Genomic DNA, 12,115 nt, shown 5'->3' on the forward strand with positions numbered 1-12,115 from the left:
GCGTGATCCCGTTTGGCCTCAGCGTCCTCGTGCTGGCCCCTTGCGAAGCCCTCAGGAGCGCAGACCGGCATCCCCGGCCCCCGGAACGGCGGCCGGGGATGCCGCGCAATCGGTGTAGCGCGCGTCATCCATTTTCGGCAGAGGCGCCGACGACGAGACGCGCGGAGCGGCTACATCGCGGTGAGGCCGAGCAATTCCAGCGCCTTGTGCAGCGCATCGACCGACGCCTGATGCTCGCCGGCACCATGCAGCCGTTCACCTTCGGCGCGCAGATCCATGACCTCGGCCAGTTGTTCCTCGTTCAGATCCGTTCCGGCGGCCAGCGCCGCGTCGATCTCGGCCATGTCGGCGGGGCATTGAAAGGCAAAAGCCGGGCTGGCCAGAACTGCGACCGCGGCGGCGATGAGGTACTGTTTCATGACATTCCTCCCTGTTGACCGGCCGTTCCGGTCACGACCGGTACGGGCAGGATACCACAGTGCGGGGGCAGGGCGGGGTCACGTCTTGGTGCTGGGCGGAATTGCGCGCGGTGAAACAGGTCGGGCAAGATATGTGGACGGAACGGGCCATGTCTTGCGTAGGCCGGACTTCAGCCCGACATATTGACTGCTTGCCCTCACCCTCCTCACGCTGGCGTCGTGCGAAACCATCAAGGGGGCGGGGCGGGATATCTCGACCGCGGGGATGTGGTTGAGGGGACGGCGAGGTCAGTGCAGCGGGCGATTTGAGGGGGGGGTGTGCAGGTGAGACTTTAGGGGAGCAGTAACCGACCTTTCAGACGCACGAAGATAGACCGGTGGGTTGTCTCCGCCTATTCTTGCTGGCCGGCAAGGTTGCAGACCCAGTCCTCGTCCGACAGGCGCATGAGCATCCGCGCGGCGATTTTCTGCAAGGCGGGCTCACCCGGCGACGTCGCCCCCCCCCAATGGATCGGCCCAGGCTTCCCATCGATTCCGCTCCGCACCGGTGGTGCAGATATCAGCAGAGGCATCGGCAGGGCAGCCGGGGATAGGGAAGGGTTGGGTAGGTGCTCGTGATTTGGCAATAGTCTCACAGAATTCTTAGGAGCGTGATTCTTACTTTGTTCTCGCTTCGCGAAAGAAAAATTGTTGCTAAAATACAACAAAATTTCAGGAATAGAATTCTCAAAAAGTCGGTTTGACACAATATTTAGTGTGGAGTCAAAAAGAGATACTATATATTGTATCGACTCCATGGTTCCGTCGCGAACAAAGTCTGTCACTTGCGCGTTTGGCCTGCTAAGTCTACATTGGCCGAAAGGAGGCAAGGCAATGTCTGACGAAATGGATCTATGGCAGTTTCTTGAGGCTCGCGAAGAGGAAATTGTGAGGAAACGGAAAGAGCTTCTAACTGAGCTGGAGGCACTCAGAAATGCCCGCGCGTCTTTGGAGAAAGAACGGCGCGACAAGGATCGAGAAGACGGCTCCGAACGAATGACCATCAAGGAGATGGTTCGGAGCGTTTTGTCCAGAAACCCAGAAGGTGGAACCTCAGATCAAATAATCAACTGGATCAACCAAATTCACGCGTCTGAGGTCGCGAGAACAAGCCTTTCTCCGCAGTTATCTCGTTTGAAAGCGGACGGAATCGTGATGCTGGATGAAGACACGGGGATTTGGAAGCTGCGGAACGAGGAACTGCGGATGGAGCAGTTGCTACGATCGAATAGATCGACGCACGAAAGGTCCCGGAATATGCTGAGATACTTTGAGGATGAGCAGAAAAGGAGATCTTAAGACAGAAACAACCAGAAAAAGAAAAGGCCAGCCAAGCCGGCTGACCCTTCCCTCAACGTGCGAGATGCCTCGCGAAGTCGACTAGCAATCAACTCTTCGCAGACTCTCGCGCCAAATTCAATACGCCAAGTCCAAAGGAGACATTTAATGGCGCGATACTACGTAAACAAAAATGCACAATCGAATGGTGACCACGAAGTGCACAAAGTTGGCTGCGCTTGGATGCCCGAGCAGGAAAACCGCATCTATTTGGGCGATTTCAATTCCTGCCAAGAAGCCGTCCGAGCGGCCAGGCAGTACTTTCCTAAATCCGACGGGTGCGCGTTCTGCTCGCCTGCGTGTCACACGAGATAGGAAGGAATAGAAATGGCAACCAACCCTCCCTCTGGTGATGGCCACCGCAACGGCATGGTCAAGGGCCGGTCGCAGACAAGGACGTCCTCGGGCAACTACGTCAAACGTGACACGAAGACCGGACGCTTCATGGATGTGAAAAGCTCCAGCAAGACGCCCTTCAAAGGTGTTCGCAAAGAAAAGTGAAGTGCGGTGAGCGGCTCTAGGGTCGCTCACCCATCCATCTTCAACGCCAAGCCCATCACTCAACCCCACCGGGGTGCGCCCGCAGAGTTTCTGTGAAACTCGCTTCCGCGCACTCACCCTGAAAATGGATCAGGAATCCATTTTGAGTGCGGAAATAAACGCCTCCTGCGGGATATCCACCTTCCCGAACTGGCGCATCTTCTTCTTACCCGCTTTCTGCTTCTCCAGCAGCTTCTTCTTCCGGGTCGCGTCGCCACCATAGCATTTCGCCGTCACGTCCTTGCGCAGCGCCGAAAGCGTTTCCCGCGCGATCACCTTGCCGCCGATCGCCGCCTGGATCGGGATCTTGAACATGTGGCGCGGGATCAGGTCCTTCAGCTTCTCCACCATCGCCCGGCCGCGCGTTTCCGCGCGGTCGCGGTGGACCATGATCGAGAGCGCGTCCACCGGCTCTTCGTTCACGAGGATCTGCATCTTCACCAGATTGTCGGCGCGGTAGCCGGTCAGCTGGTAGTCGAAGCTGGCATAGCCTTTGGTGACCGATTTCAGCCTGTCGTAGAAGTCGAACACCACCTCGTTCAGCGGCAGATCGTAGACCACCATGGCCCGCGAGCCGGCATAGGTGAGGTCAAGCTGGATGCCGCGCCGGTCCTGGCAGAGTTTGAGCACGTCGCCGAGGTAATCGTCGGGCACGAGGATCGTCGCCTTGATGCGCGGCTCCTCGATGGTTTCGATATGCGACGGGTCGGGCATGTCGGCGGGGTTGTGCAGCTCGCGCAGCGTCCCGTCCTTCATGTGGATCTGGTAGACCACGCTGGGCGCGGTGGTGATGAGGTCGATATCGTATTCGCGCTCCAGCCGGTCGCGGATCACCTCAAGGTGCAGCAGGCCGAGAAAGCCGCAGCGGAAGCCGAAGCCGAGCGCGGCGGAGGTTTCCATCTCGTGGCTGAAAGAGGCGTCGTTCAGCGCCAGTTTCTCGATCGCGTCGCGCAGGTCTTCGAACTCGTTCGAATCGACCGGGAAGAGGCCGCAGAACACCACCGGCACCGAGGGGTGGAAGCCCGGCAGCGGCGCCTCGCAGCCCTTCTTTTCGGTGGTGATCGTGTCGCCCACCTTGGTGTCGCGCACCTGCTTGATCGAGGCGGTGATGAAGCCGATCTCGCCGGGGCCGAGCTCATCGACGGGCATCATGCCGGGGCGGAACACGCCGACGCGGTCGACGGGGTAGATCGCGCCCGTCTGCATCATCCTGATCCGGTCGCCCTTGCGCAGCTTGCCGTCCATGATCCGCACCAGCACGACCACGCCGAGGTAAGGGTCATACCAGCTATCCACCAGCATGGCCTTGAGCGGCGCATCGAGCGTGCCGGTGGGGGCGGGCAGGTGGGTGACGATGGCTTCCAGCACCTCGTGGATGCCCACGCCGGTCTTGGCGCTGACCTGGATCGCGCCGGACGCGTCGATGCCGATCACGTCTTCGATCTGCTCGGCCACCCGTTCGCAATCCGAGGCGGGCAGGTCGATCTTGTTGAGCACCGGCACGATCTCGTGGTCGGCGTCGATGGCCTGGTAGACATTGGCCAGCGTCTGCGCCTCGACGCCTTGCGTCGAGTCCACCACCAGCAGCGAGCCCTCGACCGCGCGCATCGAGCGCGAGACTTCGTAGGCGAAGTCCACATGGCCTGGGGTGTCGATCAGGTTCAGCACGTATTGCTCGCCGTTATCGGCCTCGTATTCGAGCCGGACGGTCTGCGCCTTGATGGTGATGCCCCGCTCGCGCTCGATATCCATCGAGTCGAGGAGCTGCTCTTTCATGTCCCGGTCGGCGACGGTTTTCGTCTCCTGGATCAGCCGGTCGGCAAGGGTGGACTTACCGTGGTCGATATGGGCCACGATGGAGAAATTGCGGATATGAGCGAGGTCTGTCATGCGCCCGGATATGCGGGGGATTTCGCAATCCGTCAATGGGGGACAGATGGGCGCGCGGGCAGGTGGCGAAGGGCGGCCACGGGGCCGCCCTTCGCAGCGGCGTGAGCCTCAGAGGCCCATGCAATTGGCGTAGTAGGTCACCGTGGCCGGCCAGTCGGAGAACATGCCGGCGATGCCCACATCCTGCGCCAGAACGTCGAGCACGGTGAGGTAATAGCCGTCATTGTCGATCACGTCGGCCGCCGACTGGTAGTACCAGCCGCCGCCGGTGGCGAGCGGGCCGGAACGTTCGAGCGTCCAGCCGATCAGGGTAAGCCCGGCCTCCTTCGCGGCCTTGGCATAGGCGGAGGCGGCGACCGCGCCGTTCTGCGAGGTGATCATCATGTTGATCGAGGGCGCGAGGTAATTCACCCCCGCCTCGACCAGCGCGGCGAAATCCTCGTTCCAGGTTTCCGGGTTCTGCTCGTCGAACCCGTCATGCCATTCGACGAGATAGACCGCCTGAGCTCCGAAGTCCGGCTCGTTTTCGACCCAGTATTTCACCACCGACAGATCAAAGCTCTGCGGCCAGACATCGGCCGGGTCGATGCCGGCGGCCTTGTATTCGTCGATCATCTTCTGGGCGTAGGCATCCATCGTGAAGCCGTCGAAGGGCATCTCTTCGGCGGGGGTCTTCAGCTCGGGGGTGAACTTGCCGCCGAGGGATTTGATCAGCTCGATTGATTGCGCGTGGGTCAGCAGCGTGCCGCCGGCCGCCGCATAAAGATCGGTGCGCCAGGCGGGGGTGGCATCCATATAGGCGTCCACCGTGGTGGCCTTGGCATTGGCCGCGTCCATCTTGCCGGTAAGGCTCAGGAATTCGGTGAGGGTGATGTCGGAGGTGCGGCACTCGGCCTTGGCGTTCGCATCGCCCGAAGCCGGGGCGAAGGGCGTGGTGCACTTCGCCGCGAGGTCGGTGGCGAGAATGTTGGTGGTGGTGTGCAGATCGTTCTGCGCATGACGGCAGACCAGTTCCTTATCAGCGGTGAACGCCACGTCGCATTCGATGATGCCCGCACCCTGACGGGCGGCGGCGGTGTAGCTCTCGGCGGTGTGCTCGGCAAACATCAGCGCCGCGCCGCGATGGCCGATGGAGAAGAGCGTGGGGCTGGGTTCGGTCCCGGCGCAGGCGGCGAGCTTGTCCTTCAACGCGCCGTCATTCATCTGGTCGACGAGGAAGAGCGGACGCGAGCCGAGCTCGACGGGCTCGGCGAAAGCGGCGCCGGCGGCCAGTGTCGCGGCGACGGCAAGAGCGATGGGTTTGGTGAACATGGGATGTCCTCTGAGAAATCTGCGATGGCCCTCACAATGCGCGGCGATGAAACAGCGGCGTGACGGGCGGGCAAAAGCTTCGTGAAATCGTGCCGGGGGCCGGGCCGGTCGCCGCACTCGACTGCGGCAAAAGGGCCTGGCCGCCGCATTGCGGCAAGCCCGGCCAGATCGCGGTTGTGACCGCAGGCTGCCGCTTGTAATGTTCGCGCTAACGATCTCGGACGGACGAGTCAGCAATGAGCAACATCCTCACCGTTACCCTCAACCCGGCGCTCGATATGTCGACCACGGTCGACCGCGTGCTGCCGGAGGAAAAGCTGCGCTGCGAGGCGCCGGTGCTGGAAGCCGGCGGCGGCGGGATCAACGTGGCGCGCGCGATCGGCGCGATGGGCGCGCGTGCCCATGCCTTCGTGGCGATCTCGGGCTATCACGGGCAGCAATTCCTCGACATTCTGCGCCAGGAGCCGCTGGTGCCCGAGGTGTTTCACACCCATGGCGAGACCCGCCAGTCGCTTGCGGTGATCGACCGGACGACGGGCGAGCAATACCGCTTCGTGATGCCGGGGCCGGGCTGGTCGCCCGAACAGGCGCAGGACGCGCTCGATGCGATTGCCCGGGTAACGCCGCAACGTGGCTATGTGGTTCTGTCGGGCAGCCAGCCGCCGGGCGTGCCCCTGCACTTTCCCACCCAGCTTGCGGCGCAGATGCAGGATCACAGTGCCCGGCTGATCCTCGACACTTCCGGCAAGCCGCTGAAAGCGTTGCTCAATGTGGGCTCCGCCCGCCAGCATGTGCTGCGGCTTGACGGGGCCGAGAGCGAAGATCTTGCCGGGCGGCCGCTCAAAGACCATCACGCGGTGGCGGATTTCGCGCAGGAACTGATCGCGCGCAACGTGGCCGAAGCGGTGGTGCTGGCGATGGGCGGCGAGGGCTCGATTCTCGTGGAAGACGGTCACCGCTGGCACGCCAGGACGGTGCCGGTCAAGGTGCGCTCGAAGGTGGGGGCGGGCGACAGTTTCGTCGGCGTTTTCACCTGGGCGCTGAGCCAGGGCGCGGCCTGGGAAGAGGCGCTGCGCTATGGCGTGGCGGCGGCCTCTTCGGCGGTGACGACGGATGGCACCGAGCTGTGCCGGCGCGAGGATGTGGAAGAGCTGGCCAAAACCGCCACGCTCACGCGAATCTGACCATCGGGCCAAATTGATGGAATCGCGAAGGTCTGCTATGGGCGGATGGCGCGGAAGGGCGCGCCGGTTTGCCTTGGGGCGAAAAACATGAAGCATCTTTTTCTCGCGGCGGGCCTGGGCCTGTCGATTGCCGCGTCCGGCGCGGCTCCGGCAATGGCGAGCGGCGTGATCCAGAACGCCTGCCTGAAATCCGACCGCCCCGCCGCCAACCGCGAGCTATGCGCCTGTCTGCAGGTTGTGGCCGACGCGGTGCTGACGCCGAGCTACCAGAAACGCGGCGCCGAATTCTTCACCGACCCGCATAAGAGCCACGAAACGCGCGCCTCGGGCCGCGTGGCGGATGAAAAGTTCTGGGAACGCTGGGAGGTGTTTGCCGCGACGGCGGTGAAACACTGCCAGTAAGGCTCAGGTGCGGGTGAGATCGCGCATCAGGCCGGCGGCGCAGGCTTCGATAAGATCCAGCGCGCCGTCATAGTCGCGGGTGTAATAGGCGTCGGGCACGTGATCCATGCCGGTTTCGGGCGCGTAATCGGTAAACAGGCGCACCGGTACGCCGGAGCCCGCGGGGCGCAGCGCTTCGATATCGGCGATATTCTCGCCATCCATGCCGATGATCAGATCGAACCGGCCAAAATCGGTGCGGCTCATCTGGCGCGCGCGCAGGGCGGAAATGTCATAGCCCCGCCGGGCGGCGGCGCGCACCATCTGCGGGCAGGGCGGCTCGCCTTCATGCCAGTTCGAGGTGCCGGCGCTGTCGAGCGTGAGGCTCTGCCCCTGCGACAGATGCCGCATGATGCCCTCGGCGCTGGGCGAGCGGCAGATATTGCCAAGGCAGACAAAGAGAATACGGCTGGTCATGGCGTCAGGATAGCCGCGCGCCGGGGCGGGGCAAGGCCCTCAGCGCAGCACCTGCCTGCGGGCCATCGCCCGGGCGTAGAGCCACAGGCCAAGCGCCACGACGATGAGAAGCGCGGTGAAGGCCAGCGCCCCCCGGCCCATGAGATCGACCGCCGCTGACCCCTGCGAGGCGAAGAGGTGTATGGTGTTGACGAGGAGGCCGATCAGCGAAACGGCGAAGGCCGCCGCGGCATATCGCGAGCGCAGCAGCAACAGCACCGACCCGGCAAGCGCGCCCCAGACGCCGAGCGCCCAGAACACCACCGCCCAGGTCGGGAAGCCGTCGAAATAGGCGCGCTGTTCGGGCGTCATCGCGCCCATGTAGCTTTCGACATTGAGTTGCGACATCAGGTAGTCGAAGACGCCGCCGAGATTCCACAGCAGCGACAGCACGCCGATCAGCCAAAGATGCCAGGGTGTCTTCATGGCGCTTCTCCTCGCAGGTCTTTCATCCAGCCTGCCGCCGAAGGGGCGGAGCCGTCAAGAGCGCGGAGACCAGGCCATGTTCATGTAGCGCCTGCCGCCCGCAAGCTCGTCGAGCATCTGGTTGAGGCGCTTCTCGCGGGTTTCGGAGCGTTTCGCGCGGGCGATCCAGCCGAGGTAGTCGTTGCGCTGATAGGGTGGGCGGGCCTCATAGGCCGCGCGCAACCCGGTTTCCGCCAGGCGGGCGGCGATATCGTCGGGCATCGGGTTCAGGGCACGTCTGAGGTTCATGGCATGAGCATAGCATGAAGATCCGGCGAGCGGCAAAGGCGGGGCGTGTGTGCGCCCCGCCTCGCCGTTTGTCAGTGCGACATGCCTTCCATCGGCATCATGTCATTGCGCTCGTTGTCGACGGGAATATCGAGCTCGACACGCCCGGCCTTTTCGAAGACGAGCGTGACATGGACGGTCTCGCCCTGCACCATCGGGCCGGTCAGCCCCATGAACATGACGTGATCGCCGCCGCGTTGCAGCCGGTGCATCCCGCCGGCGGGCACTTCGAAGCCTTCCGGCACCTCGACCATGCGCATCACGTCGCCTTCGGCGATGTGGGTGTGCAGCTCGACGCGCTGGGCGATGCCGCTTTCGGCGGCGATCAGGCGGTCGTCTTCATCGCCCATGTTGTGGATCACGAGGAAGGCGGCCCCGGCCACGGCGGTTTCGCCCGCTGCGCGGGCATAGGGGTCTTCGATGGAAATCTCCGGGCCGGCGAAGGCGGGGAGCGCAAAGATGGCGGCCACGAGGGCCGAGCTGGCAAAGCTCTTGAAGGACATGGGATTCTCCTGTTGTCCGCGTGTTGTCTGGTCTGATTGTGGTGCGATCAGGCCAGTGCGGGCGGGCCGCGCGCGGTGGGAGAAAGTTCTTCACGCGCCGCCGGGGCGATCGCGGCGGCAAGGTGGATGATCGTCAGAAGGCGCGGCGCGGGTTCGGCCAATTCGGGCAAGGCAAAGCTGGCGGCGAAGATCGAGGTGCCGTCGGGGCAGGGTTCAACCTGTTCCACCGGCTGGCCGTCGGCGCCGATGGTGATGGTGATCATGCCCGCGCCGGAACAGACGACCATCTCGCGCCCGATATCGCGGTTCGCGCCGCGTGCTTCGGCAAGCACGAGGCCCGCGAATATCAGCGCGGATATGGCGAGATATGTGACGACGCCCTTGAGCATGGCCCAATGAGGTAGCGCCCGGCCGCGTCTTGGGCAAGCGCAAACGAGAACGGCCCCGCCGTGAGGCAGGGCCGTTGTGAAATTGTCGGGCGCAGAGCTCAGGCGGCGGCCTGGGCCTTCGCGATCTCTTTCTTGATCTTCAGCGCATTGGCCGAGAGATCGGTATCTTTCGCCTTGGCGAGGAAGGCATCGAGCCCGCCCCGGTGATCGACGGTGCGCAGCGCGGCGGCCGAGATGCGCAGCCTGAAGCCGCGGCCGAGGGTCTCGGACACGAGCGTCACGTCGTTCAGGTTCGGCAGGAACCGGCGACGGGTTTTGTTGTGGGCGTGGCTGACATTGTTGCCAGTCATCGGGCCCTTGCCAGTCAGTTCGCAGACGCGCGACATGGGGTCTTCCTCATCTTCCGGGCTGGTTCCGGGGCGTTCCCCGGCCTGGCCTGTTCAACACAAATGGGCGCCGCGACCGGGCGCCCCGAATTCCGTTCCGCGCGTTTAGGCGCATTTTGGCGGGGCGTCAAGTGAGTCGGGGCGGAATCGCCGGTTGGCGCCGGTGCAGAGATTCTTGCCTCCGGCGGGGATATTTGTAGCAAGATGAAAGGGCAAGGGAGCATGTGATGCAGGGCTGGCAGATCAGGGTGCGTGGGCAGGTGCAGGGCGTGGGGTTTCGGCCCTTCGTCTGGGGGCTGGCGCGCCGGGCCGGGCTGGTGGGCCACGTGCTGAACGATGCCGAGGGCGTGCTGGTGCGGGTGGCCGGGCCGCGCGCGGCGCTGGAGGCGATGCGGGCGGCGCTCGAAGACGAGGCGCCGGCGCTTTCGCGGGTGGATGCGGTGGAACTGGCCGATTGGGCCGTGCCCGATCCGGCGCCCGAGGGGTTCGACATTGCCGCGAGCGGCCCCGCTGGCGCCGAGACGCGGGTAACGCCGGATGCGGCCACCTGCCCTGATTGCCTGGCCGAGATCCGCGATCCGGGCGCGCGGCGCTATCGTTACCCGTTCACCAATTGCACCAATTGCGGGCCGCGCTTCACCATCATCGAGGGGCTGCCTTACGACCGGCCAAAGACCACGATGGCGCCGTTCGGGATGTGTCCGGCCTGCCGCGCGGAATACGAAGACCCGGGCGACCGGCGCTTTCACGCCCAGCCCATCGCTTGCCCCGATTGCGGCCCGCGCGCCTGGGCCGAGGCGGACGGCGCCGAACTGGAGGGCGAGGCGGTGGCGCTGGCGGCGGAGGCGCTGCTGGCGGGCAAGATCGTGGCGGTGAAGGGGCTGGGCGGCTTTCACCTTGCCTGCGACGCGACCGATGCGGCGGCCATCGAACGGCTCAGGGCGCGCAAGCACCGCCCGGCCAAGCCGCTTGCCCTGATGGCCGCCGCCGGGGTGCTGGCCCGCCATGCCGCGCCGAATGCGGAAGAATGGAGCCTGCTGCGCGAACCCGCCGCACCCATCGTGCTGATCGACAAGGCGGGCGACCCGCTGCCGGATGCGCTCGCGCCGGGGATGGCGGCGCTGGGCTGGATGCTGCCCTACACCCCGCTGCACCATCTGCTCTGCGCGGCGGTGGGCCGGCCTTTGGTGATGACCTCGGGCAACATGTCGGGCGCGCCGCAGGCGGTGGGGAACGACGAGGCGCGCAGGGCGCTCGCGGGCCTCGCCGATCTGTTCGTGATGCATGACCGCACCATCGCCCGGCGGCTCGACGACAGTGTCGAGCGGGTGCTGCCGTCGGGGCCGGTGGTGCTGCGCCGGGCGCGGGGCCGGGTGCCGGGCACGCTGCCCTTGCCGGAGGGGTTCGGTTCTGCCGGGCAGGTGCTGGCGCTGGGCGGGCAGATGAAGGCGGCGCTGTGTCTGACCAAGACCGGGCAGGCGCTGCTCGGCCACCATCTCGGCGAGCTGGATGTGGCCGAGACGTGGAGCGCGTGGCAACAGGCGCTTGCCGATTACCGGGCGCTGTTCGATCACCATCCGGACGTGGTCGCCGTCGATCTGCATCCGGGCTACCGGGCGACGCAGGCGGGCGAGGCGATGGGCCTGCCGGTGATCGGCGTGCAGCATCACCACGCGCATCTGGCCTCGGTCATGGGCGAGAACGGCTGGCCGCTCGATGGCGGGCCGGTGGCGGGGATCGTGCTTGACGGGTTGGGGCTGGGCGCGGATGGCACGATCTGGGGCGGCGAGCTGCTGCTGGGCGGCTATCGCGGCTTCGAGCGGGTGGCCTGGCTGAAACCGGCGCCCCTGGCCGGGGGCGATGCGGCAAACCGCGAGCCCTGGCGCAACACGCTGATGCGGCTCGATCAGGCGGGGCTGGGCGCGCTGGCCGATGCGCTGATGCCGGACAAGCCGCGCGAGGTGCTGCGCAGGGCGGTGGCTTCGGGGGTGAACGCTCCGCTCTCGTCCTCCGCCGGGCGGCTTTTTGATGCCGTCGCCTTTGCGTTGGGCGCCGCGCCGGAGCGGATGAGCTACGAGGGCGAGGCGGGAATGCGGCTGGAGGCGCTGGCGGCGACGTCAGGCACGCGGCAAAGCTGGCCTTTTGCCGTCGCGGGTGGCGAGATCGACCCGGCGCCGATGTGGCGGGCCTGGGCCGCAGAGCGTGACCGCCCGGCTGCGGAGGCGGCGATGATGTTTCACCGTGGTCTGGCGGCGGCCTTTGCCGGCGAGGCGCGGGCGCTGGTCGCGGCGGGCCGGGCGGAGGCGGTCGCGCTTTCGGGTGGGGTGATGCAGAACGCGGTGCTGCTGGCGGCATTGCTTGAGGCGCTGGAGGGGGTGCCGGTGCTGCTGCACCACGGCGTTCCGGCGGGCGATGGCGGGTTGGCGCTCGGTCAGGCGCTGGTGGCGGCGGCGCGGTCGGCCTGAA

The 12,115-nt window shown here is 65.3% G+C and carries 14 protein-coding genes; 5 read left to right on the top strand and 9 right to left on the bottom strand.

The window, feature by feature from the left end:
- Nucleotides 1–170: 170 nt before the first annotated feature.
- On the bottom strand, nucleotides 171–419 hold the full coding sequence (locus QMG28_RS13930; RefSeq protein ID WP_281842923.1) for a PA2433 domain-containing protein: 249 nt from the start codon (nucleotides 417–419) through the stop codon (nucleotides 171–173).
- Between the two features lie 873 nt (nucleotides 420–1,292).
- On the opposite strand from QMG28_RS13930, the gene QMG28_RS13935 reads away from it, so the two are divergent.
- Together QMG28_RS13935 and QMG28_RS13940 are read left to right on the top strand one after the other, a co-directional pair.
- Nucleotides 1,293–1,757, top strand: coding sequence for a hypothetical protein (locus QMG28_RS13935; protein ID WP_281842924.1), 465 nt, complete (start codon nucleotides 1,293–1,295; stop codon nucleotides 1,755–1,757).
- 366 nt (nucleotides 1,758–2,123) lie between these two features.
- Complete coding sequence (locus QMG28_RS13940; RefSeq protein WP_281842925.1) at nucleotides 2,124–2,297, top strand: hypothetical protein; 174 nt, start codon at nucleotides 2,124–2,126, stop codon at nucleotides 2,295–2,297.
- A 129-nt stretch (nucleotides 2,298–2,426) separates the two neighbouring features.
- Here QMG28_RS13940 and lepA read toward each other — a convergent pair whose 3' ends face one another.
- Together lepA and QMG28_RS13950 are read right to left on the bottom strand one after the other, a co-directional pair.
- Complete coding sequence (lepA, locus tag QMG28_RS13945) at nucleotides 2,427–4,226, bottom strand: translation elongation factor 4 (protein WP_281842926.1); 1,800 nt, start codon at nucleotides 4,224–4,226, stop codon at nucleotides 2,427–2,429.
- 108 nt (nucleotides 4,227–4,334) lie between these two features.
- A complete protein-coding gene (locus QMG28_RS13950; protein WP_281842927.1) occupies nucleotides 4,335–5,537 on the bottom strand; it encodes a glycerophosphodiester phosphodiesterase family protein in 1,203 nt (400 codons plus the stop codon).
- A gap of 236 nt (nucleotides 5,538–5,773) precedes the next feature.
- On the opposite strand from QMG28_RS13950, the gene QMG28_RS13955 reads away from it, so the two are divergent.
- On the top strand, nucleotides 5,774–6,721 hold the full coding sequence (locus tag QMG28_RS13955; protein WP_281842928.1) for a 1-phosphofructokinase family hexose kinase: 948 nt from the start codon (nucleotides 5,774–5,776) through the stop codon (nucleotides 6,719–6,721).
- Between the two features lie 87 nt (nucleotides 6,722–6,808).
- A complete protein-coding gene (locus tag QMG28_RS13960) occupies nucleotides 6,809–7,123 on the top strand; it encodes a hypothetical protein (RefSeq protein WP_281842929.1) in 315 nt (104 codons plus the stop codon).
- A gap of 3 nt (nucleotides 7,124–7,126) precedes the next feature.
- On the opposite strand, the gene QMG28_RS13965 is transcribed toward QMG28_RS13960, so the two are convergent.
- The 6 genes from QMG28_RS13965 to rpmB form a co-directional block, all read right to left on the bottom strand.
- The gene (locus QMG28_RS13965; protein WP_281842930.1) at nucleotides 7,127–7,579 is read right to left on the bottom strand and encodes a low molecular weight protein-tyrosine-phosphatase; all 453 of its coding nucleotides are present in this window, start codon (nucleotides 7,577–7,579) and stop codon (nucleotides 7,127–7,129) included.
- Between the two features lie 39 nt (nucleotides 7,580–7,618).
- Nucleotides 7,619–8,044, bottom strand: coding sequence for a hypothetical protein (locus QMG28_RS13970; RefSeq protein WP_281842931.1), 426 nt, complete (start codon nucleotides 8,042–8,044; stop codon nucleotides 7,619–7,621).
- Between the two features lie 54 nt (nucleotides 8,045–8,098).
- A complete protein-coding gene (locus QMG28_RS13975; protein WP_281842932.1) occupies nucleotides 8,099–8,332 on the bottom strand; it encodes a YdeI/OmpD-associated family protein in 234 nt (77 codons plus the stop codon).
- A gap of 71 nt (nucleotides 8,333–8,403) precedes the next feature.
- On the bottom strand, nucleotides 8,404–8,874 hold the full coding sequence (locus QMG28_RS13980) for a copper chaperone PCu(A)C (protein WP_281842933.1): 471 nt from the start codon (nucleotides 8,872–8,874) through the stop codon (nucleotides 8,404–8,406).
- A gap of 47 nt (nucleotides 8,875–8,921) precedes the next feature.
- Complete coding sequence (locus QMG28_RS13985) at nucleotides 8,922–9,263, bottom strand: hypothetical protein (RefSeq protein WP_281842934.1); 342 nt, start codon at nucleotides 9,261–9,263, stop codon at nucleotides 8,922–8,924.
- A gap of 98 nt (nucleotides 9,264–9,361) precedes the next feature.
- Complete coding sequence (rpmB, locus tag QMG28_RS13990; protein ID WP_281842935.1) at nucleotides 9,362–9,649, bottom strand: 50S ribosomal protein L28; 288 nt, start codon at nucleotides 9,647–9,649, stop codon at nucleotides 9,362–9,364.
- A 227-nt stretch (nucleotides 9,650–9,876) separates the two neighbouring features.
- Between rpmB and hypF the strand changes: the two genes are divergently transcribed.
- Nucleotides 9,877–12,114 (top strand): carbamoyltransferase HypF, encoded by a 2,238-nt coding sequence (gene hypF, locus QMG28_RS13995; protein ID WP_281842936.1) that lies wholly within the window; start codon nucleotides 9,877–9,879, stop codon nucleotides 12,112–12,114.
- Nucleotide 12,115: the final 1 nt, after the last annotated feature.

This window comes from Sinisalibacter aestuarii, assembly GCF_027923545.1.
Classification (GTDB): Bacteria; Pseudomonadota; Alphaproteobacteria; order Rhodobacterales; family Rhodobacteraceae; genus Sinisalibacter; species Sinisalibacter aestuarii.